At 66.7% G+C, this 20,567-nt stretch carries 20 protein-coding genes and 1 pseudogene; 10 read left to right on the top strand and 11 right to left on the bottom strand.

The annotated features are described in order from the left end of the window. Nucleotides 1-44 precede the first annotated feature (44 nt). Entirely contained in the window at nt 45-1,232 is a 1,188-nt protein-coding gene (locus AC1DXV_RS12420) for an acyl-CoA dehydrogenase (protein ID WP_477933788.1), read from the top strand. Nucleotides 1,233-1,243: 11 nt separating this feature from the next. Then, the gene (locus AC1DXV_RS12415; protein ID WP_477864718.1) at nt 1,244-1,729 is read left to right on the top strand and encodes a glutathione peroxidase; all 486 of its coding nucleotides are present in this window, start codon (nt 1,244-1,246) and stop codon (nt 1,727-1,729) included. Here AC1DXV_RS12415 and AC1DXV_RS12410 read toward each other — a convergent pair. Next, nucleotides 1,666-3,777, bottom strand: coding sequence for a diguanylate cyclase (locus AC1DXV_RS12410; protein WP_477864717.1), 2,112 nt, complete (start codon nt 3,775-3,777; stop codon nt 1,666-1,668). The two genes, AC1DXV_RS12415 and AC1DXV_RS12410, sit on opposite strands and share 64 nt — an antisense overlap. A 165-nt stretch (nt 3,778-3,942) precedes the next feature. Between AC1DXV_RS12410 and AC1DXV_RS12405 the strand changes: the two genes are divergently transcribed. Beyond that, nucleotides 3,943-5,184, top strand: a complete 1,242-nt coding sequence (locus AC1DXV_RS12405; protein ID WP_477933786.1) for an amino acid aminotransferase — start codon at nt 3,943-3,945, stop codon at nt 5,182-5,184. 73 nt (nt 5,185-5,257) lie between these two features. On the opposite strand, the gene AC1DXV_RS12400 is transcribed toward AC1DXV_RS12405, so the two are convergent. Beyond that, entirely contained in the window at nt 5,258-5,617 is a 360-nt protein-coding gene (locus tag AC1DXV_RS12400; protein WP_477864715.1) for a hypothetical protein, read from the bottom strand. 221 nt (nt 5,618-5,838) lie between these two features. Between AC1DXV_RS12400 and bufA2 the strand changes: the two genes are divergently transcribed. Genes bufA2 through AC1DXV_RS12385 form a run of 3 tightly spaced genes read left to right on the top strand, consistent with a single transcriptional unit; the run spans nt 5,839 to nt 7,712 of the window. Next, complete coding sequence (gene bufA2, locus AC1DXV_RS12395; protein ID WP_047501706.1) at nt 5,839-6,096, top strand: BufA2 family periplasmic bufferin-type metallophore; 258 nt, start codon at nt 5,839-5,841, stop codon at nt 6,094-6,096. A 21-nt stretch (nt 6,097-6,117) separates the two neighbouring features. After that, nucleotides 6,118-6,972 carry an MNIO family bufferin maturase gene (gene bufB / locus AC1DXV_RS12390; protein WP_477864714.1) on the top strand — a complete coding sequence of 285 codons (855 nt, stop codon included), beginning with the start codon at nt 6,118-6,120 and terminating at the stop codon, nt 6,970-6,972. Beyond that, nucleotides 6,969-7,712, top strand: coding sequence for an HvfC/BufC family peptide modification chaperone (locus tag AC1DXV_RS12385; RefSeq protein ID WP_477864713.1), 744 nt, complete (start codon nt 6,969-6,971; stop codon nt 7,710-7,712). The genes bufB and AC1DXV_RS12385 overlap by 4 nt, the downstream gene beginning before the upstream one ends. A 3-nt stretch (nt 7,713-7,715) precedes the next feature. Here AC1DXV_RS12385 and AC1DXV_RS12380 read toward each other — a convergent pair whose 3' ends face one another. From AC1DXV_RS12380 to AC1DXV_RS12345, 8 genes are all read right to left on the bottom strand, one after another. Continuing rightward, nucleotides 7,716-9,851, bottom strand: coding sequence for a peptidase domain-containing ABC transporter (locus tag AC1DXV_RS12380; protein ID WP_477933784.1), 2,136 nt, complete (start codon nt 9,849-9,851; stop codon nt 7,716-7,718). Between the two features lie 3 nt (nt 9,852-9,854). Continuing rightward, nucleotides 9,855-11,027, bottom strand: coding sequence for an HlyD family secretion protein (locus AC1DXV_RS12375; protein WP_477864711.1), 1,173 nt, complete (start codon nt 11,025-11,027; stop codon nt 9,855-9,857). Between the two features lie 171 nt (nt 11,028-11,198). Beyond that, nucleotides 11,199-11,471 (bottom strand): hypothetical protein, encoded by a 273-nt coding sequence (locus tag AC1DXV_RS12370; RefSeq protein WP_477864710.1) that lies wholly within the window; start codon nt 11,469-11,471, stop codon nt 11,199-11,201. Continuing rightward, nucleotides 11,471-11,689, bottom strand: coding sequence for a hypothetical protein (locus AC1DXV_RS12365; RefSeq protein ID WP_477864709.1), 219 nt, complete (start codon nt 11,687-11,689; stop codon nt 11,471-11,473). The genes AC1DXV_RS12370 and AC1DXV_RS12365 overlap by 1 nt, the downstream gene beginning before the upstream one ends. A gap of 364 nt (nt 11,690-12,053) precedes the next feature. Beyond that, a complete protein-coding gene (locus tag AC1DXV_RS12360; protein ID WP_477864708.1) occupies nt 12,054-12,527 on the bottom strand; it encodes a hypothetical protein in 474 nt (157 codons plus the stop codon). Nucleotides 12,528-12,558: 31 nt separating this feature from the next. Then, nucleotides 12,559-12,843: a hypothetical protein gene (locus tag AC1DXV_RS12355; protein ID WP_477864707.1), complete on the bottom strand. Its 285-nt coding sequence runs from the start codon at nt 12,841-12,843 to the stop codon at nt 12,559-12,561. Next, a complete protein-coding gene (locus AC1DXV_RS12350) occupies nt 12,843-13,568 on the bottom strand; it encodes a hypothetical protein (protein ID WP_477933782.1) in 726 nt (241 codons plus the stop codon). Before AC1DXV_RS12350 ends, AC1DXV_RS12355 begins: the two co-directional genes overlap by 1 nt. A 547-nt stretch (nt 13,569-14,115) precedes the next feature. After that, complete coding sequence (locus AC1DXV_RS12345; RefSeq protein ID WP_477864704.1) at nt 14,116-14,712, bottom strand: peroxidase-related enzyme; 597 nt, start codon at nt 14,710-14,712, stop codon at nt 14,116-14,118. A gap of 84 nt (nt 14,713-14,796) precedes the next feature. Between AC1DXV_RS12345 and AC1DXV_RS12340 the strand changes: the two genes are divergently transcribed. Next, nucleotides 14,797-15,186 (top strand): translation initiation factor Sui1, encoded by a 390-nt coding sequence (locus AC1DXV_RS12340; protein WP_477933780.1) that lies wholly within the window; start codon nt 14,797-14,799, stop codon nt 15,184-15,186. Nucleotides 15,187-15,208: 22 nt separating this feature from the next. Here AC1DXV_RS12340 and AC1DXV_RS12335 read toward each other — a convergent pair whose 3' ends face one another. Beyond that, nucleotides 15,209-15,628: a hypothetical protein gene (locus AC1DXV_RS12335; protein WP_477872048.1), complete on the bottom strand. Its 420-nt coding sequence runs from the start codon at nt 15,626-15,628 to the stop codon at nt 15,209-15,211. 164 nt (nt 15,629-15,792) lie between these two features. Here AC1DXV_RS12335 and AC1DXV_RS12330 point away from each other — a divergent pair, with 164 nt between their 5' ends. The 3 genes and pseudogenes from AC1DXV_RS12330 to AC1DXV_RS12320 form a co-directional block, all read left to right on the top strand. Then, nucleotides 15,793-19,026 carry an efflux RND transporter permease subunit gene (locus AC1DXV_RS12330; RefSeq protein ID WP_477933778.1) on the top strand — a complete coding sequence of 1,078 codons (3,234 nt, stop codon included), beginning with the start codon at nt 15,793-15,795 and terminating at the stop codon, nt 19,024-19,026. A 4-nt stretch (nt 19,027-19,030) separates the two neighbouring features. Further along, the gene (locus AC1DXV_RS12325) at nt 19,031-20,272 is read left to right on the top strand and encodes an efflux RND transporter periplasmic adaptor subunit (RefSeq protein WP_477873223.1); all 1,242 of its coding nucleotides are present in this window, start codon (nt 19,031-19,033) and stop codon (nt 20,270-20,272) included. After that, nucleotides 20,269-20,567, top strand: a pseudogene (locus AC1DXV_RS12320) (efflux transporter outer membrane subunit); the annotation flags it as partial. The gene AC1DXV_RS12325 and the pseudogene AC1DXV_RS12320, both read left to right, overlap by 4 nt.

The raw sequence follows: 20,567 nt of genomic DNA, 5'->3' as shown, positions 1-20,567 counted from the left end.
TACCCTGCGCCATCGACCCGAAACCCCCTCCCGGAGATTCCGCCATGTCCACGCCCAAAGCAGCCTTCCAGTGGGACGACCCGCTGCTGCTCGACCAGCAGCTCGAGAGCGATGAGCGCCAGGTGCGCGACGCCGCCCGCGACTACGCGCAGGGGCGCCTCGCGCCGCGCGTGCTCGAGGCCTTCCGCCATGAGAAGACCGATGTCGAGATCTTCCGCGAGATGGGCGAGCTCGGCCTGCTCGGCCCGACCATCCCCGAGGCCTACGGCGGCGCCGCCCTGAACTACGTCTGCTACGGGCTGGTGGCGCGCGAGGTCGAGCGTGTCGACTCCGGCTACCGCTCGATGATGAGCGTGCAGTCGTCGCTGGTGATGGTGCCGATCCACGAGTTCGGCAACGAGGCGACCAAGCAGAAGTACCTGCCGAAGCTCGCGCGCGGCGAGTGGATCGGCTGCTTCGGCCTGACCGAGCCGGACCACGGCTCCGACCCCGGCAGCATGGTCACGCGGGCGCGCAAGGTCGACGGCGGCTACAGCCTGTCGGGCGCGAAGATGTGGATCACCAACAGCCCGATCGCCGACGTGTTCGTGGTCTGGGCCAAGGACGACAGCGGCGCGATCCGCGGCTTCGTGCTGGAAAAGGGCTGGAAGGGCCTGAGCGCGCCGGCGGTGCACGGCAAGGTGGGCCTGCGTGCCAGTGTCACCGGCGAGATCGTGATGGACAACGTGTTCTGCCCCGAGGAGAACGCGTTCCCCGAGGTGCGCGGCCTGAAGGGCCCGTTCACCTGCCTGAACAGCGCGCGCTACGGCATCGCCTGGGGCGCGCTCGGCGCGGCCGAGGACTGCTGGCACCGCGCGCGCCAGTACGTGCTCGACCGCAAGCAGTTCGGCCGGCCGCTCGCGGCCAACCAGCTGGTGCAGAAGAAGCTGGCCGACATGCAGACCGAGATCACGCTCGGCCTGCAGGGCTGCCTGCGGCTCGGCCGCATGAAGGACGAGGGCACGGCCGCGGTCGAGATCACGTCGATCATGAAGCGCAACTCCTGCGGCAAGAGCCTGGACATCGCCCGGCTGGCGCGCGACATGATGGGCGGCAACGGCATCAGCGACGAGTTCGGCGTCGCGCGGCACCTGGTGAACCTGGAGGTGGTCAACACCTACGAGGGCACGCATGATGTGCACGCGCTGATCCTCGGCCGCGCCCAGACGGGCATCGCCGCATTCTCCAACTGAAGGGAACCACCATGACCACGGCCTACGACTTCGAAGCCACCACGATCGACGGCAAGCCGGCGCCGCTGGCGGCCCAGCGCGGCAAGGTGCTGCTGATCGTCAACACCGCCAGCGCCTGCGGCTTCACGCCGCAGTTCGCCGGGCTGGAGGCGCTGTGGAAGAAATACACCGACAAGGGACTCGTCGTCGTCGGCTTCCCGAGCAACCAGTTCGGCCACCAGGATCCCGGCAGCAACGACGAGATCTCGTCGTTCTGCCAGCTGAACTACGGCGTCAGCTTCCCGATGATGGCCAAGACCGACGTGAACGGCAGCGATGCCCACCCGCTCTACAAGTGGCTGACCGCCGAAGCCCCGGGCATCCTCGGCACCAAGGCGATCAAGTGGAACTTCACGAAGTTCCTGGTCGGCAAGGACGGCCAGGTGATCAAGCGCTATGCGCCGACCGACACGCCGGAATCGCTGTCGGCCGACATCGAGGCCGCACTCTCGGCCTGAACGACTGCGGCCTGAACCACCTCGGCCGGCGCGTTGCCCGCGGGCGCCACGCACACGCGGTTGCGGCCGGCCGCCTTCGCGACGTAGAGCGCGGTGTCGGCGCGCGACAGCAGCGCCTCCAGCGAATCGCCGGCCGGCTGCGCGACCGCCACGCCGATGCTGACGGTCGGGCGGATCGGCCGGCCCGCGTCGTCCTCGACGCACAGGTTCTCGATCGCACTGCGCAGCCGCTCGGCCGCGGTCACCGCGCCGTCGTGGCCGGTGTCGGGCAGCAGCGCGACGAACTCCTCGCCGCCCCAGCGGCCGAACACGTCGAGCTCGCGCAGCGCGCCCTGGCAGGCCCGCGCCACCGCCTGCAGCACGCGGTCGCCGGCCGGGTGGCCGTGCTCGTCGTTGACGCGCTTGAAATGGTCGATGTCCAGCAGCAGCACCGAGAAGCTCGCGGCGCTGCGGTCGACGCGCTTCAGCTCGGCGCCGCCGCGCGCGGCGATCGCACGGCGGTTCAGCGCGCCGGTCAGCGGATCGGTGGTGGCCAGCGTCTCGAGCTGGTCCTGCGCCTGCTTCAGCGCCGTCACCTCGGTCAGGCTGCACAGCCAGCCGGGTTCGTCCTCGTGCACCAGCGGCACGCAGCGCACCAGCACCCAGAACGGCGTGTTGTCGCCGCGCTGCAGGCACATCTCGCTGACGCGGCCGGCATCGATCTGCGCCTGCGACGACAGGCTCTTGATCAGGTCGTGCAACTGCTCGTGCGCGCTCTGGCGGGCGCTGGCCGCGTCGCCGGTGCCGTCGTCGCCGAACAGCCGCAGCAGTGCCGCATTGGCCATCATGATCGACAGGTCGGCCTGGCGCAGCACCGCCACCGGTGCAGGCGCGGCCTGCAGCACGTCCTCGGCCGCCTTGCGGCGCAGCGACACCAGCGCCTCGCGGCGGCGTTTCTCGGCGTAGCCCAGCAACAGCAGCAGCGCGGCGAGCGCGCCGGCCTCCAGCGGCATCGTGCGCAGCGCGGCCCAGCGCAGCTGCGCGCGGTCGACCACGATCGCATAGCGCCACGGCGTGGATTCGATGTCGTAGACCAGCGCCCAGTCGGCGGCGAGTTCCTGCCGGTTGTTGGCCGGCGCGGTGCGCAGCGCGCTCCAGTCGCCCGAGGTGCCGGCGCGCTGCGCGACCTGCTGCAGCGTCGGCGCCTTGTCGGAGGCGCCGCCGACCAAGGTCGGGTGCGCGATCACGCGGTCATGGCCATCGAGGATGAAGGCGGTCGCGATGCCGAGCGCCGGCCGGCGCACGTACTGCGACAGGCTGTCGAGCTGGAAATCCATCGCCGCGATGGCCCGGTAGTGGCCGTCGGCATCGTCGATCGGGATCGCCAGCGTGCTGATCAGCCCGTTGCCCTTGGGATCGTCGTACGAGGCCGACCAGACCGGCGCCCGGCCGGGGTTGCCCTCGACGAGGCCGTCGCGGTAGGGCTCGCGGCGCAGCATGTCGGGCGTGAACAACTGCAGGTCGTCCGAGGCCGGCGGAAAGATCAGTTGGAAGCCCTGGCCCGACAGGTAGTACACCGCGGCGGCGGCGGCCTGCGTGGTCTTGGCCTGGATCAGCGCCGGCCCGAGCGCGAGCGCGATCTCGATCTCGCGGCCCTTCTCGCTGCCCTGCGCCGGGGGCGGGCCGGCGAGACTGAAGGCTGGCGAGTCGGCATGGTTGTTGCCCGAGGCACGCGCGATGTGATGCGCGGGACGCGTGATCGGCAGCAGCACCGTGGTGCCGGGGATGTCCAGCCGCTCGGCGAGCGCCGCCGCGTGCTCCTTCGACAGCGCGAGGCCCTGCTGCTGGAACAGGCCGTTCGCGACGCCCTGCAGCATGAAGACGCTGTTGCGCGCCGAGCGTGTCGACAGCCCCACCTCGCGTGCCGCTTCGTGCGCGGCCTCCTGCACGTCGCCCCACAGCCGGTCCTGCCGGGCCGACCAGGCGGCCAGGAAGACGGCGACCGCCAGCGTCACCACGGTGGCGTATGCGGCCCAGTGCGCCTTGTTGCGGATCGATCTGACAGTCACTCGGGGAACTCTCTGGTCTCTGCCCTGCGCGGGGGCGGTGCGTGTGCCGGCCGGACATCGGCGGCGCCTCGCCCGAGGGATATCGGCCGCGCCGGGCGGGGGCTGAAGGGCGTCGCGGATAATTTGCATCCGACACCGACTCACCCCTCCACCCAAGGCAGCACCATGTTCGAGCACGTCGACGCCTATGCGGGCGATCCCATCCTGACCCTCAACGAGGCCTTCGGCCGCGACCCCCGGCCGCACAAGATCAACCTGAGCATCGGCATCTACTTCGACGACGACGGCCGGCTGCCGGTGATGCGCGCGGTGCGCGAGGCCGAATCGGCGATGCTGCAGACGATCGGCGCGCGCCCGTACCAGCCGATGGAGGGCGCGGCCAACTACCGCCAGGCGGTGCAGCACCTGCTGTTCGGCGCCACGCACGAGGCGGTGACGAGCGGTCGGGTCGCGACGATCCAGACGCTCGGCGGCTCCGGCGGGCTGAAGGTGGGCGGCGATTTCCTGAAGCGCTATTTCCCGGATTCCAGCGTGTGGGTCAGCGACCCGACCTGGGACAACCAMCGCGCGATGTTCGAGGGCGCGGGCTTCACCGTCAGCACCTACCCCTACTACGACGCGGCCACCGGCGGCGTGCGCTTCCCCGAGATGCTGGCGGCGCTGTCGGTGCTGCCGGAGAAGAGCATCGTGCTGCTGCACGCCTGCTGCCACAACCCGACCGGCGTCGACCTGAGCGCGGCGCAATGGGCCGAGCTGATCCCGGTGCTGGCGCAGCGCAAGCTGATCCCGTACGTGGACATCGCCTACCAGGGCTTCGGCGACGGCATCTCGCAGGACGCGTTCGCGATCCGCGCGCTGGCGGATGCGGGGCTGAGCTTCTTCGTCGCGAGCTCGTTCTCGAAGAGCTTCTCGCTGTACGGCGAGCGCTGCGGCGGCCTGAGCGTGGTGTGCCCGAACGCGACCGAAGCGGCGCTGGTGCTGGGCCAGATGAAGGCGACGATCCGCAGGAACTACAGCAGCCCGCCGACGCACGGCGGCCAGATCGTCGCGCGGGTGCTGCAGACGCCGGCGCTGTACGAACAGTGGGCGGCCGAGCTCGACGCGATGCGCGTGCGCATCAAGGCGATGCGCGAGAAGCTGCACGCGGTGCTGAGCGCCAAGCTGCCGGGCCGCGACTTCGGCTACTTCCTGAGCCAACGCGGGATGTTCAGCTACACCGGGCTGACGGCCGAGCAGTGCGACCGGCTGCGCGAGGACCACGCGGTGTACCTGGTGCGCTCGGGGCGCATGTGCGTGGCGGGGTTGAACTCGGGCAACGTCGAGGCGACGGCGGTGGCGATGGCGGAAGTGCTGAAGTTGCCCGGATGCAATCCGGATTTCTCAACAGCACACACCCGTTCGCCCTGAGCAGGGGCTGAGCTTGCCGAAGGCCCGTCCGTCGAAGGGTTGCACCCGACGCGTGCCGGGCTGGGCGGGCCGGTCAGACCTTCGGCCCGTGCACCTGCTCCCGTTCGTAGGCCGCGATGAGGTTGTCCACCGCCATGGCATATCCGCCGGGATGCTGCAGCGCGTTGGTGAAGCGGTTCACATCGCCCGCCGTGAAATGGGGTCCGTGTTCGTTGACGAAGTCGTTGATGTCGCTCTCGGGCGTCGCGCTCTTCGCAAGAGTTGCCTTCAATGACTGAAGACGGGATAGCGGATCGGCATGGAACGAGGACTTGCCCGGCGCGGGACGCTGGATCCGCTTCATGGCAGCGGCCAGCCAGCGGGGCGCCCGCAATGCGCCCCGCACGGCGAGGCTCAGGCGTGACGAGGGCTTGGTGGTGATCGGGTCGTTCATGCTGTGCATTCCGGTTGCCAGGGTTTTTCCCAGGGTCCCGTGAGTCGCAGGCGCAGCACGCAACGTTCCACCGGAAGTTCATCTGTACCGCCCGGCAAGTCGAAGCGGCTGAACGACGATGAAGAAAGGTGTGTAAGGACGTGGGCTGGACGCCGACAGAGTCCGGCCAGTGCGAGGGATTCATCCTCGGCTGCATCCCACATCAACCTGAAGGAATGATCATGCTGAACCTGAAGTCCGGCCTCGCCCTGGCCACCACCGCCGCCGCCCTGTTCTCGCTGGGCACCGTTGCCACCAGCGTGCAGGCTGCCGATGAAGGCAGCGTCAAGTGCGCTGGCGTCAACAGCTGCAAGGGCACCTCCGACTGCAAGACCGCCAAGAGCGAGTGCAAGGGCCAGAACGGCTGCAAGGGCCAGGGCTGGGTCGGCAAGAAGACCGCCGCCGAATGCACCAGCGCCGGTGGCACGGTGCTGAAGTAAGACCTGGCGCCCGAAGCCGGCATGGACATGAACACCGCGCTGCAAGGCTTCGGGCTCGGGCTGCGCACCGAGCACTACCGCGACTTCTGCAGCGACGACCGCGCACTCGCGCGGCGCGTCGACTGGCTCGAAGTGATCTCGGAGAACTACATGGTGCCCGGCGGCAAGCCGCTGCACCACCTCGACCGCATCCGCCGCGACCACCCGATGGCGATGCACGGCGTGTCGCTGTCGATCGGCAGCACCGACGCGCTGAACGCCGGCTACCTGCGCGACCTGAAGGCGCTGGCGCAGCGCATCGAGCCGGCGTGGGTGTCCGACCACCTGTGCTGGACCGGTGTCGACCACCACAACCTGCACGACCTGATGCCGATGCCGTACACCGAGGCGGCGCTGCGCCACCTGGTGCCGCGCGTGCGCCAGGTGCAGGACGTGCTCGGGCGGCGGCTGGTGCTGGAGAACGTGTCGAGCTACGTCAGCTTCGCGGCCGACGAGATGAGCGAGTGGGAGTTCATCGCCGAGCTGCTGCAGCGCGCCGATTGCGAGCTGCTGCTGGACGTCAACAACGTGCACGTCAGCAGCGTGAACCACGGCTTCGATGCACGGCGCTTCATCGACGCGATGCCGCGCGAGCGCGTGCGGCAGATCCACCTGGCCGGGCACGAAGACCACGGCAGCTACCTGATCGACACGCACGACCACCCGGTGTGCCCGGCCGTGTGGGAGCTCTATGGCTACACGGTGCAGCGGCTCGGCCACGTGCCGGCGATGATCGAGCGCGACGACCACATCCCGCCGCTGGCGGAGCTGGTGGCCGAGCTCGACCAGGCGCGCGCGGTGGAAGCCGCGGCGCTGCAGGTGGCGGTGGCCGCATGAACGCACTGATGCGCCAGCAGCGCGAACTGCACACCGCGATGCTCGGCGCGGCGGCTCCCGAAGGATTGCTGCGCGATCCGGTGCAGCACGAGCCGCTGCTGCGCATCTACCAGAACGCCTACCGCGCGCGGCTGGCGGCGGCGCTGCGCGACAACCACGGCGTGCTGCCGCGCGCGATGGGCGACGAGGCCTTCGACGCGCTGGCCGAGGCCTACCTGCAGGCGCATCCCTCGCGGCAGCCGTCGATCCGCTGGTTCGGGCATCGGCTCGCAGAGTTCATGGCGGCCAACCCGGATCGGGTGCCGCATCCGGCCTTCGTCGACCTGGCGCGCATGGAGTGGGCGTTGCGCGATGCCTTTGATGCGGCGGATGCGACGCCGATGACGCCGGCTGAGCTGGCGGCGCTGCCCGTCGATGGCTGGCCGCAGCGCGTGCTGCGCTTTCACCCGAGCGTGCAGGTACTGGCGCTCGATTGGCACGTGGAGCCTGCGTGGCGGGCGCTGCAGGGCGATGACGAGCCGGAGCTGGCCGAGCCGGAAGCCGGCGAGCACCAGCTGATCGTCTGGCGGCCGGTGCTGGAGACGCGCTGGCGGACGGTGACGAGCGCGCTCGAGGTGCAGTTGCTCGCGGCGGCGATGCGGGGCGAGGATTTCAGCGCGCTGTGCAACATCGCTGGCGATGTGGTCGGGGTGGTCGGCACGGTCCAGCAATGGACCGCCGAGGGCCTGCTGATCGTGTAGTGCTCAGTGCGCGCCTTGCAATGCCGGCTGCTCGAGATCCCGCACGATGCGCCCGTGCTGCAGCACCACCACGCGTTGCGCCATCGCGATGGTTTCCGGTCGATGGGCGACGACGATGCGTGTCAGCGCGAGGTGCCTGATCGATGCGTTGACCTGTTGCTCGTTCGACAAATCGAGGTGGCTGGTGGCCTCGTCCAGCACCAGGATCTTCGGATTCTTGTAGAGAGCGCGCGCCAGCAACAGGCGTTGCCTCTGTCCGCCGGAGAGGCCTGAACCGATGTCGCCGACGAGCGTGTGGTAACGCATCGGCATTGCATTGACCTCGTCGTGGATCGACGCGAGCCGCGCACAAGTCTCGATGCGTTCGAGGTCCGGCGAGGGATCGAAGAGGCCGATGTTGTCAGCGATCGAACCGGCGAAGAGCTGGTCGTCCTGCATCACGGTGGCCACCATTTCGCGAAAGTTGCGCAACCCCAGCTGCTTCAGCTTGACACCGCCGACCAGCACCTCGCCGGCCGTCGGCTCCAGCAGGCCCAGCAGCAGCTTGACGAGCGTCGTCTTGCCGCAGCCCGAGGCTCCGGTGATCGCGATGTACTGCCCTGCGGGAATCGTCAACGACACATCCTCCAACAGCCACGGCTCGCCATCGGCATGGCGGAACGACAGGCCCTTCAACTCGATCTCCGGTTGCACCCGCCCGAGGTCCACCTCGGCGTCATGCGATTCCTCTTCGGGTGGCGTCAGCACGATGTCGGCCACGCGCTCGCCATGCAGGCGCAGCATGAGCAGTTCGAAGAGCTTGTCGATCAACGMAGCCATGCGCTGCGTGAACTGATCCTTGTAGCTGATGAAGGCGAACAGCATGCCCACCGAGAAGCGCGCGTCGAGCACGGAGAGCGCCGCCAGCCAGACGACGATCACGCGCTCGGCGCCGAACAGCAGCGTGTGGGCCGTCTGGTACGAGACGCTGAGCCGAGCGATCCGCAGGTCGGCATTGAACTGATCAGCCAACGCGTTCATGTAGCCGATGCGGCGCTCGTCGACGCGGTTGAACAGGCGCAGGCTCTGCACGCCGCGCGCCGATTCGATGAGGTGGCTCTGATGCCGGGCGGCATGGATGATCTGCTCGGCGGTGGCCTCGCGCATCGAGCGGAAGATCGTCCACCGCAGCAGTGCGTAGAGCATCACGGCGGTGCAGGCTACTGCCGTGAGCCGCAGGTTGTAGAGCCCCATCACGACCAGCGTGCCAAGCACCAGCACGCCATCGATGACGCCTTCGACGAACTGCGTGGTCAGGCTGCGCTGGATGGTCTGGATCGAGCCGAAGCGCGAGACGATGTCGCCCAGGTGTCGCCGCTCGAACCAAGCCAGCGGCAGCTTCATCAGGTGCCCGAAGGCATGGCCGAGCCATTGGAAGTTGAAGTGGGTCGCGAGCACCGTGGTGATCCACGAACGCACGCCCGACAGCGCGCCTTGCAGCAGCATCAGCAACAGGAAGCCGATGCCGAGAACGGTCAGCAGGTCGCGGTCGGCGGACACCACGGCCTCGTCGATGACCCATTGCAGGTAGAACGGGGCGGTGAGCGCGCAGACCTGCAGGGCGAGGCCGAGCAGCAGCAACTGCAGCAGCCCGGCTCGCAGCCCGCTCACCCGGCCCATCAGCGACAACAGACGGAATTGCTGGCGCTCTTCCTTCTTCGTGAATTGCGCATCGGGCGAGGCTTCCAGCGCGACGCCGGTGAAGTGCTTTCCCAGTTGGTCGATCGTGAGGCGCCGTTCGCCGACGGCTGGATCATGAAGGGTCACGTGCCCCGCCTTCGCGGCCTTCAACACCACGAAGTGGTTCATGTCCCAGTGCAAGACGCAGGGCAGCTTCAGGTCGCCGATGCGCTCCAACGCGAGCTTCAACGGGCGTGTCTGCAACTGCAGGCCGCGCGCGATCGCGATGAGGCTCTTCAGCGTGGCGCCTTTCAGCGAGACAGGGAAGCGCCTGCGCATGTGAGGCAGGTCGATCCGATGGCCGTGGAAGCCGGCCACCATCGCGAGGCAGGCGAGGCCGCATTCGGCCGCCTCGGTCTGCAGGATCACGGGCAGGCGTGGCGTGCGCCAGAAGGCGAAGTCTGGCCGGCGGAACTCCATGCGTCAGGCGCGGCCGGTGATGCTGTACAGCGGCTCGAGGATCCACTCGTAGAGCAGGCGCTGTTCGAGCAGCACGCTGGCCTCCAGCGCCATGCCCGATTTGAGCGGCTGCGCGAGGCCATAGGCCTGGATGTCCTGCCGCCCGAGGCTGACGCGGATGCGGTAGAGCGGCTCCGAGGCCGAACCGGTCGATGGGACGACACCCGGAAACGGAAACTCCTCGGGGCGCATCGCGATGCGGGACACCTCGCGCACGCGGCCCGCGTGCTGGCCGAACTTCTGGTACGAGAACGCCTGGTAGCGCAGCATGACGGTCATGCCGGCCTGGATGAATCCGGCGGCGCGCGACGGGGCGTAGAGCTCGGCTTCGAGCTGCCCGTCTTGCGGCAACACGATGGCCAGGGCCTGGTTGGATGCCACGGCGTGACCCGGCTCCGCCGCGATCGCCGCGACGATGCCGCTGTGGGGCGCTCGCACCCAGATCCGGCGACGGGCTTCGTTCTCGATGAGATCCTGTTCGATGGCGGCGATGCTGCGGCGCGTTGCCTGCTGGTCGCGCTCGCCCTGGATGACGAGATCGCGAAGCTCGGCCTGATTGCTCGCGAGTTCCCGCGCGGTCGAAGCCGCGGCACGCTCGAGATCACCGAGGCGTTGCTGCTGGTCGAGCAGTTCTGCCAGACGGTCTTGCAACTGCGCGGCGGAGATGAAGTGGGCGGCCTGCAGCTCGGTGTACCGGTGGACCGCTTCATCGGCGAGCGCGACGCGGCGAGCCTGGAGCGTGCGCTGTTCATCGACCCGCCGGCCTTCATCGGCCAGGTCGAGCGCACGACGTTCCGTGGCTTGCTTGCGCTGTGCCGACTGGCGCAGCTGCTGCGCTGCGTCGGCTTGAAGACTGTCGCGCCGCGACCGCAGAAGGTCGGACACCGTCTGCTCGGCATTGCCTTGCGTCGCGGCGGTGCGCTCGCTGCTCAGCACGAAGAGCACGTCACCCGCCTTCACGGGTTGCCCGTCCACCACGCGGCGTTCGGCAATCAGACCCGGCTGCGGCGACACGACGCGAATCACCCCGGCGCTCGGCAGGATCACGCCGGACACCTGGGCCTTGCGGGTGTAGCTGAAGAAGGCGAAGAACAGGACGATCGCGATAGCAAGCGCTGTGAACACGCAGGTCAGCAATGCGAAGGAGGGTGGGCGGGTGAGCAGGATGTCGCCGTGGCTGCGATCGGTGGCGTGCGCAGGGCTTGCTCTCTGAACAGCGGTAGCGTCATGGGAAGAGTTTCGGAGAGTCTGATCTGTAATCGCTATTTGCCTCGCCGCGTTGATTCGCTTGCTGGCATTTTCAGTGACTCATTTGATGTTCAAGAGAATAATTCTCACTGTAGAGGCCAATAGTATCCCGACACCTGTTGTCAGAAGGGTGGAAGACCAAGGTGCTGTTGCGACGAGAAACAGGATTGCTGTCGCCATCGACATAATAAATACAATACAAATTTTCCTGCTACTGGGCGGAGTGGTCTTGCGCTCCTTGATAGCTTTGAGCGTCTTCAGATATAGGAAAGTAATTACAAGCAGAATGATGCTGAAGGCGATCCAGATTGCGATATTTTCGGTTGAGCTCATCAGTCGTTGGCAGTCATCAGCTTATAAAGCCCCTTGCCGGTCAAGATCCCGCCGCCGCCGGATGCGGCAAACGCGATGGTGGCCCCAAGAATACCAACCGGTGCTGCTGCTATACCAAGGCCCAGTCCTACAACGCCCAAGCCGATACCGATATAATCCTGAGCCGAGGGCTCGCCGCCGGAGACGGCATCAGTATCTTGAAGAGTCAGTTCCTGCATTCGATTTTCTCCATGCGACTGGTCAAGGTTCGGTGTTTTGCCTCGCTGCTCGCCAATCAAGCTGAGAAGTCTAGTCAGTGATTGGGAGTTTTCTACAGGACAGATGTCCACCAAGATGACGTCATTCGATGTTATGGGTGCGTATCTTTTATGTTGCTCCAAGTGTTGCTATGAAACTGGATTCGGAAGGGCGTGGCAACTGCGAGGGCCGTCTCGACAATTTATCCTCATTCACCAGTAGTGGTATTCATGAAGGCGACGTCTCATCCGCTGGAACTCTTCTCACGCGTGTGTCTAGCCAACGATTGATTTGGTGGTAAGGTTCGCTGCAGCCCCGAATTCGTGACGTGCAGTTTGCTGCCGATCATCTGAAACAAAAGGCGAGCAGAATTGTCGCGGGCAGGTTGGCGAGAAAATGAGTTAGGACAAGCACCCAGTAGTATGAGTTGGGCAATATTTTGCGCCAATGCAAAAGCGTGAGGCTGAATATGAAGAAGCCCCAGAATGCCACGACTGCCTGCGCCGAAGAGGTAATCCCGTGCAATACAGCCCACACCAAAGCACAGAGAAGAGATGGTGCAATGGCCCCTCGTACTGCTCTTTCTGCCATGAACATCATCGGAATCAATAATGCCGATTCAAGAAGTGGCGCAACCAACAGTGGCATTACGGTGTCGGCTATGGAATGAAAAGGCTCGGCGTGCTCCAAGGGTAAGTGACTCTGCAGCAACGTCACCAATACAAGCGGTGGAACTATGGCGGCAGCAGCTGCCAAGAAGGAAAACAGCCATGGATTCGCTTTGGTTCGGCTAAGAATGGCTCGTGGCGATGTGAGCATCTATCAATCCTCAAGGTATTCTGCGCCCCATTCAAGCCGCCTCGTCTCTTTTTCGATTATTTCTGCGCAAACCAGGAGGGTCGTCGGGAAACCAGAGCCAAGCCGGATCGGTCGCTCCCTGACGTAAGCAGTACGCTCGCCAAGCAATGACAATTCGCGAGTAAAGCAGAACCATCCCAGTGAAAGCGAGCGTGGCTATGACTGAGGCAGCCACCGTCCATAGAACTGGTAAGTCCGGAAGAAGCGCCTTGGATGCGACGGAAATGATTGCCGTCACGCCCAGCGATGCAACGAGTGATTTGGTGATCAGGTTCATTACAATCCCAAGTCTTTGGCGGAAAAGGCCAGCGGCTTGCAATCTGCCGGGCGGTGATTTTCATTGCCCAAACAAAAAAAGCTGGTGAAGCTCTTGCTGCCGACCGGGAACGGATCGCGAAAAACCAGCAACCCTCCATTTGGCAACTCTGAGTTTCGCGCCTGCACATACAGATCCAAAGGCATCTTGTGAGAAGTATTCTCGATTACTTCCTTCAGATCGTTTGCCGACGCAGGATGCAGGAATGAGCCTGTAGAGTGGCTGTACGTCCCATGAAAGTGAAGATAAGTGGGGCGAATTGATCTACTGGCCAGCATGTCATGTCGAGGCGTTGATAGATAAATGTTTGCACAGGCTGAAACACGGCCGCCTTGAATTTCGACGCTCAAATTCTTCCTTCGCACTTCTTCTCGCAGATATTCCGATACGAACTCTCTGCCCCCGGGGGAATCCTTGATGCGCAACGTGCGTAGGTTCGGCGTCTTTTCAGCAGCGGCTTTGTAGCGTTCAAGCAGCTCGGAATCGAGAGATCCCGAGAGAACAATCAAGTCCCTTCCATTGGTTTTTACATTCGTCAGGCTCATTCCGTAGAGCGAAAGTGTTCCGAGTACGAGTGCAGCCAGTGCACAAGGCACCAGAACCAGCCAGATAGGACTTTTCAGAAAAGTAGGCGGCATGGGACTCGCATTCGGCTCTTGCTCAATGTGTCTGAGATGCGCCTCCAAGAGGCGCATCCCTTTCACGCTCAGTCAAATATCATCGACAACAAACCAACAATGCAAAGCGATGCGCCTTGAGTGCAACTATCGATGAACATGGCGAATTGACTTGCATCCATGTTGCTGGAGCTTGAAGTCGTATAGGTGATCGATCTATTTGCGCCACTTGAGCCACCTCCACCGGCTCCCATGCCACCTGCGGCCACGTCGCACTCTGCTTCACTCATTTCAAACATTTTTGTCTTTCATCATCAGGTGAATCCAGTCTTGCTGGAAATTCGAGCCTGCGGAATCCGCAGGCTCGGTGCCTAAACTCCCGCAACGTGCAACTTCAGCGCGGTTGACTCATTCTGCCGGCCGACCGCTTCGGTAGGCAGGATCCATTTATCATCAGTATTACCACTAGCTTCGGCACCATGTGGCCGATTTCTCAAGCAGTCTGCATCGGAAATGTGCGCAATGRCAAGCTGCGCCATCTATTGCATAGATGGCGCTATGAATCAAATATATGGCTAGGGAATCTGGCGGTCGAATTACCCCAAGCAGTCCGCCATCAAACCTTCACTCGCGGCACCCGCCCCATCAGGTAGAACTCATCGTTCGGCCGCAGGCTCATCAGGTTCGCCATCCGGTTGCTCAATCCGAACAAGGCGGTGATCGCCCCGATGTCCCAGATGTCCTCGTCATCGAAGCCGTGCGCGCGCAGCGCCTCGAAATCCGATTCGACGATGTTCGCGGCGTCGTTGCAGACCTTCATCGCGAAGCCGAGCATCGCCTTCTGCCGCGGCGTGATGTCGGCCTTCAGGTAGTTGGTCGCGACCTGGTCGGCGAGTTGGGGCTGCTTCTCGTACACGCGCAGGATCGCGCCGTGCGCCACCACGCAGTACAGGCAGTTGTTGGCCCCCGAGGTCGCGACGATGATCATCTCGCGCTCGCCCTTCGTCAGCTGGCCGCCTTCCTTCAGCAGCAGCGCGTCGTGGTACGCGAAGAAGGCCCGTGCCTCGTCGGGCCGGTGCGCGAAGCCCAGGAACACGTTCGGCACGAACCCCGCCTTCTGCTGCACCTCGAGGATCCGCGCGTGGATGTCATCGGGCAGGCCGGCGAGTTCGGGCACCGGGTAGCGGCTGATGGGGGGGCGGCTCATGGGCATGTCTCCTGGTCTTGTGATCGAACCAGGATACGTCGCTGCATGGGCCGGGGCCCGGCGTTACCATCGCCGCCCGAAAGGACGCCCATGCCGAAGCCCCCCAACGAACGCCGGTCCGGCGGCCTCGCTGACCTGTCGTCGCTGGTCTATTCCACCGACACCGGCCGCATCTGCCCGGACTGCCGCCAGCCGATCGGCCAGTGCGCGTGCAAGGCGCAGAAGGCGCTGCCGCAGGGCGACGGCATCGTGCGGGTCTCGCGCGAGACCAAGGGCCGCAAGGGCAAGGGCGTGACGCTGGTGAAGGGCCTGCTGCTCGATGCCGACGCGCTGAGTCTGCTGTCACGCGAACTGAAGGCCGCCTGCGGCGTCGGCGGCACCGTGAAGGACGGCGTCATCGAGCTGCAGGGCGACCACGTCGAGACCGTGATGGAGCGCCTGAAGCGCGCCGGCCACACCGTCAAGCGCGCCGGCGGCTGAGCATCGCCCGGGCGCGCGCCCGTCAAGGGGCCGCTTCCAGCAGCAGGTACTTGCGCAGCAGCGGCGCGGTCAGGCTGAAGCGCGCCGCCGACACCGTCGCGATGAAGCAGGCCTCGCCCGTCTGGCGCGGGTTGTCGATCGCGGTCACGTAGAGCAGCTCGCCGCCAGGCTGTCGCCACAGCACCACGCGCGACACCGGCACGCCGTCGCGCTCGAGCACCGGATACAGGCTGTGCATCTCGGCGAGCACCGCGCGCCGGTCGCCGTCGTCCAGCACCGCGGCGCGGTCGTCGCGGCCGAAGTGGATCCAGGCGGTGCTCACGCAGCTCGGCAGGTTCGGTGCGCTGCCCGGCGGCGGCAGCGGCGGCTCGGCCGCCAGCGCGAGCGATGCCACCGACGCACCCAGCGCGCCCCGGATCAGTGCACAGCTTCGGCAGCCCATGTCCGCTCCTTCGCGGCTGGCTCGCGCCGCGTGCCAGCAGCTTACGCCGGGCTGACGGCCGTGATCATCGCAGGGTGTTCGCCGCGGGCGGCCATCGCCACCAGCAACACGGCGGCCATGTGAATCTGCCTATCATCGACGACCCGCAACGGAGGTCTCGATCGATGTCCATGGTCCAGCTGGCGCTCCGTCGCCCCTACACGTTCATCGTGATGGCCTTGCTGATCGTGCTGGCCACGCCGTTCGCGCTGCGCAACATGGCGACCGACATCTTCCCGGAGATCAACATCCCGGTGATCAGCATCATCTGGAACTACGGGGGGCTGTCGGCACAGGAGATGGGCCAGCGGATCTCGGCGCAGAGCGAGCGCGGGCTCACCACCACCGTCAGCGACATCGAGCACATCGAATCGCAATCGCTGAACGGCGTCGCGGTGATCAAGGTCTTCTTCCAGCCGACCGCCAACATCCAGACCGCGATCGCGCAGGTCGTCGCGTCGATGCAGACGCAGGTGCGGCAGCTGCCGCCGGGCACCACGCCGCCGCTGGTGATCAAGTACTCGGCCTCCAGCATTCCGGTGGTGCAGCTCGCGCTGTCGAGCCCGACGCTGCCGGAGCAGTCGGTGTTCGACGCCGCGGTCAACCAGCTGCGCCCGCAGCTCATCACGATCCCCGGCGTCGCCGTGCCGTTCCCCTACGGCGGCAAGAACCGGCTGATCTCGGTCGACCTCGACACCGCGGCGCTGCAGGCGCGCGGGCTGTCGCCGGCCGACGTGGTCAACGCGATCAACCTGCAGAACCTGATCCTGCCGTCGGGCACCGCGAAGTTCGGCGCCACCGAATACACCGTGAAGATGAACGGCTCGCCCGACGCGGTGGCCGGGCTGAACGACCTGCCGGTGCGCACCAACGGCAGTGCCACCACCTACCTGCGCGACGTCGCCTACGTGCGCGACGGCTTCTCGCCGCAGACCAACATCGTGCGGCAGGACGGCGCGCGCGGCGTGCTGCTGTCGGTGCTGAAGAACGGCGGCGCGTCGACGCTCGACATCGTCGACAACCTGCGCGCGCTGCTGCCGCGCGCCGCGCAGACGCTGCCGGCCGACGTGAAGGTGACGCCCCTCTTCGACCAGTCGGTGTTCGTCAAGGCAGCCGTCAAGGGCGTGATCGCCGAGGCGGTGATCGCCGCGCTGCTGACGGCCGCGATGGTGCTGCTGTTCCTCGGCAACTGGCGCAGCACGCTGATCATCTCGGCGACGATCCCGCTGTCGATCCTCGCGTCCATCCTGGTGCTGCAGATGCTCGGCGAGACGCTGAACCTGATGACGCTCGGGGGCCTCGCGCTGTCGGTGGGCATCCTGGTCGACCAGGCGATCGTGACGATCGAGAACATCGAGCGCCACCTGCACCTGGGCACGCCGCTGATCGAGGCGATCGAGGTCGGCGCCGGCGAGATCGGCGTGCCGGCCTTCGTCTCCACGCTGTGCATCTGCATCGTGTTCGTGCCGATGTTCTTCCTGTCGGGCGTCGCGCGCTTCCTGTTCGTGCCGATGGCCGAGGCGGTGGTGTTCGCGATGATCGCGTCGTACCTTCTGTCGCGCACGCTGGTGCCGACGCTGGTGATGCTGCTGATGGCGAAGTCGCACGCGGCCCCGAAGGATGCGAAGCCGAACGCCCTGCAGCGCGTCTACCTCGCCTTCGACCGCCAGTTCGAGCGCGTGCGCCGGGTCTACACGCTGTCGCTGTCGGCCTTGCTGTCGCAGCGCAAGCGCTTCGTGATCGGCTTCTCGCTGTTCTGCGTGCTGTCGTGCGGGCTGATCCCGTTCCTCGGGCGCGACTTCTTCCCGAGCGTCGATTCGGGCCAGATCCGGCTGCACCTGCGCGCGCCCACCGGCACGCGCATCGAAGAGACCGCGCGGCTGGCCGACGAGGTCGAGGCGGTGATCCGCGAGCTGATCCCGGCCGACCAGCTGGAGACCATCCTCGACAACCTGGGCGTGCCCAACAGCGGCATCAACCTGTCGTACAGCAACGCCGGCACCATCGGCACGCTCGATGGCGAGCTGCAGCTCTCGCTGAAGGAAGGCCACCGGCCGACCGACGAGTTCGTGAGCCTGCTGCGCGCCGAGTTGCCGAAACGCTTCCCGGGCACCGAATTCTTCTTCCAGCCGGCCGACATCGTCACGCAGATCCTGAACTTCGGGCTGCCGGCGGCGATCGACGTGCAGTTCACCGGCCAGAACCTTGCCGCCAATGCGGTGCTGGCGGCCGAGCTGACGCGCAAGATCCGCGAGATCCCCGGCGCCGTCGATGCGCACGTGCACCAGCGCAACGACCTGCCGGCGCTGAACCTCACGATGGACCGCTCGCGGCTGCAGCAGCTCGGGCTCACCGCGTCGAACGTCGGGCAGAACGTGCTGATCTCGCTGTCGGGCAGCTCGCAGACGGCGCCGGCCTTCTGGCTGAACCCGCAGAACGGCGTGGTCTACAACATCGCGGTGCAGACGCCGCAGTACAAGGTGGATTCGCTGGACGCGCTGCTGAACCTGCCGGTCGGCGCGGTCGGCGGGGGCGGGGGTTCGGGCACCGCGGCCGCGAGCGGCACGCAGCTGCTGGGCAACCTGGTCGAGGCGGCACCGGGCCGGCAGCTCGCGGTGGCCTCGCGCTACAACATCCTGCCGGCGATCGACGTGTACGTCGGCGTGCAGGGCACCGACCTGGCGAGTGTCGCCGGCAAGGTGCAGGCGCTGGTCGACGAGATCCGCCCGAAGCTGCCGCGCGGCAGCCAGCTGGTGCTGCGCGGCCAGGTGCAGACGATGCAGGCCTCGTTCATCGGGCTGGGCGTGGGCCTCGCGATGGCGATCGTGCTGGTGTACCTGCTGATCGTCGTCAATTTCCAGAGCTGGATCGATGCGCTGATCATCGTCGCCGCGCTGCCGGCGGCGCTGGCCGGCATCGCGTGGATGCTGTTCATCACCGGCACCACGCTGAGCGTGCCGGCGCTCACCGGCGCGATCATGACGATGGGCGTGGCCACCGCGAACAGCATCCTGCTGGTGTCGTTCGCGCGGCAGCGCCAGCAGGAGGGCGTGCCGGCGCTGTCGGCCGCGCTCGAAGCCGGCGCCACGCGGATCCGCCCGGTGCTGATGACGGCGCTCGCGATGATCATCGGCATGATCCCGATGGCGCTCGGCCTGGGCGAAGGCGCCGAGCAGAACGCGCCGCTCGGCCGCGCGGTGATCGGCGGGCTGCTGTTCGCGACCGTCTCGACCCTCTATTTCGTGCCGGTGGTGTTCGCCGGCGTGCACCGCTGGCTGGCGCACCGCCATGCCGCGCGCGGCGACCACATCCCACCGGCGGCCGCGTTGCCGCCGGCCGCCAGCCTCCAGGAGACCTGACCCCATGACCGAGCAGCGCCACGCGGCACTGGGCATCCACGCCGCCGATCCGAACGATCCCGAGCACGCCCTGCACCTGGCCGATCCGCTGGAGCGCCGCGCCGTCGCGCGCCGCATGCGCTGGGTCGCGCTCGCGGTGCTGCTGCTGCTGGCGCTGGGCGCCGGCCGCACCGTGATCAGCCGCATGGGCACCGCAAAGGCGCTGGAGGCGGGCACGGCCGAGCGCGCGAAGCAGTACGTGAAGACCGCGCTGCCGAAGACCGCCGATGCCGGCCAGACGCTCGCGCTGCCCGGTACGCTGCAAGGCTTCGTGCAATCGCCGATCGCCGCGCGCGCCACCGGCTACCTGCGGCGCTGGACCAAGGACATCGGCAGCCGCGTCGAGCGCGGCGAGGTGCTGGCCGAGATCGAATCGCCCGAGCTCGACCAGCAGCTCACGCAGGCGATGGCCGCGCGCGAGCAGGCGTCGTCGAGCCTGGAGCTCGCGAAGAGCACGGTCGAGCGCTGGGAGAGCCTGCGCAAGAAAGACGTGGTCTCGCAGCAGGACCTCGACGAGCGCCGCAGCAGTGCCGCGCAGGCGCGCGCCAACCTGGCCGCGGCCGACGCCAACGTGCAGCGGCTGCGCCAGCTCGAGGGCTTCAAGCGCGTGGTGGCGCCGTTCGCCGGCGTGATCACGCGGCGCAACGTCGACGTGGGCGACCTGATCGACATGAGCGGCAAGCCGCTGTTCACGCTGTCGCAGACCGATCCGCTGCGCGTCTACGTGAACGTGCCGCAGTCGTATGCGCAGCTGGTGAAGGCGGGGCAGCCGGTGGTCGTCACGCAGGGCGAGTTGCGCGGGCAGAGCTTCAAGGGCACGGTGGCGCGCACCGCGGCGTCGATCGACACCGGCACGCGCACGATGCAGGTCGAGATCGCGCTGCCGAACCCGGATGGCACGCTGCTGCCCGGCGCCTACGTGCAGGTGTCGCTGCCGCTGGCGGCCAGCCAGGCGGTGCTGGTGCCGGCGAATGCGCTGCTGTTCCGCGCCGAGGGCACGCGCGTCGCGCTGGTCGACGCGAGCGGCCGCGTGACGCTGCGCGCGGTGACGCTCGGCCGCAACTACGGCGAGAACGTCGAGGTGCTCGACGGCCTGGCAGCAAACCAGCGGCTGGTGCTGAATCCGTCGGACTCGCTGACCGATGGCGACGAGGTCGCGATCGCACCGGCAGCCAAGGACGCGGCGCCGGCCAAGGGGGCGCTGTGACGCGGCGACTCGCGGTCGTGTCGGCAGCGCTGCTGCTGGCAGCGTGCGCGGCCGGCCCGGACTACCAGCCGCCGAAGCCCGACATGCCCGTCACCTGGGCGCTCGATGCGCCGTGGCGCACCGCCTCGCCCGACGACGCGGCCGCCAAGGGCCCGTGGTGGCTGCGCTTCGGCGACGCGCAGCTCGATGCGCTGGAGCAGCGCGCGCTGGCCGGCAGCCCGACGCTGGCCGCCGCGGCGGCGCGGCTCGCGCAGGCGCGTGCGGTGGTGGCCGCGGGTTCATCCGCGCAGCTGCC

This window comes from Rhizobacter sp. P3_C12 (assembly GCF_056402735.1).
The sequence above is the reverse complement of the archived record's forward strand: the minus strand, read 5'-3'. Positions and strand labels throughout refer to the sequence as shown.

Excerpts from the sequence above, each read along its gene's own strand:
- AC1DXV_RS12360 (WP_477864708.1), bottom strand. The coding sequence starts at position 12,527 with ATGCTCACATCGCCACGAGCCATTCTTAGCCGAACCAAAGCGAATCCA.
- bufB (WP_477864714.1), top strand. The coding sequence starts at position 6,118 with ATGGACATGAACACCGCGCTGCAAGGCTTCGGGCTCGGGCTGCGCACC.
- AC1DXV_RS12330 (WP_477933778.1), top strand. The coding sequence starts at position 15,793 with ATGTCCATGGTCCAGCTGGCGCTCCGTCGCCCCTACACGTTCATCGTG.
- AC1DXV_RS12345 (WP_477864704.1), bottom strand. The coding sequence starts at position 14,712 with ATGCCCATGAGCCGCCCCCCCATCAGCCGCTACCCGGTGCCCGAACTC.
- bufA2 (WP_047501706.1), top strand. The coding sequence starts at position 5,839 with ATGCTGAACCTGAAGTCCGGCCTCGCCCTGGCCACCACCGCCGCCGCC.
- AC1DXV_RS12325 (WP_477873223.1), top strand. The coding sequence starts at position 19,031 with ATGACCGAGCAGCGCCACGCGGCACTGGGCATCCACGCCGCCGATCCG.
- AC1DXV_RS12400 (WP_477864715.1), bottom strand. The coding sequence starts at position 5,617 with ATGAACGACCCGATCACCACCAAGCCCTCGTCACGCCTGAGCCTCGCC.
- AC1DXV_RS12370 (WP_477864710.1), bottom strand. The coding sequence starts at position 11,471 with ATGAGCTCAACCGAAAATATCGCAATCTGGATCGCCTTCAGCATCATT.
- AC1DXV_RS12335 (WP_477872048.1), bottom strand. The coding sequence starts at position 15,628 with ATGGGCTGCCGAAGCTGTGCACTGATCCGGGGCGCGCTGGGTGCGTCG.
- AC1DXV_RS12415 (WP_477864718.1), top strand. The coding sequence starts at position 1,244 with ATGACCACGGCCTACGACTTCGAAGCCACCACGATCGACGGCAAGCCG.
- AC1DXV_RS12385 (WP_477864713.1), top strand. The coding sequence starts at position 6,969 with ATGAACGCACTGATGCGCCAGCAGCGCGAACTGCACACCGCGATGCTC.
- AC1DXV_RS12355 (WP_477864707.1), bottom strand. The coding sequence starts at position 12,843 with ATGAACCTGATCACCAAATCACTCGTTGCATCGCTGGGCGTGACGGCA.
- AC1DXV_RS12420 (WP_477933788.1), top strand. The coding sequence starts at position 45 with ATGTCCACGCCCAAAGCAGCCTTCCAGTGGGACGACCCGCTGCTGCTC.
- AC1DXV_RS12365 (WP_477864709.1), bottom strand. The coding sequence starts at position 11,689 with ATGCAGGAACTGACTCTTCAAGATACTGATGCCGTCTCCGGCGGCGAG.
- AC1DXV_RS12340 (WP_477933780.1), top strand. The coding sequence starts at position 14,797 with ATGCCGAAGCCCCCCAACGAACGCCGGTCCGGCGGCCTCGCTGACCTG.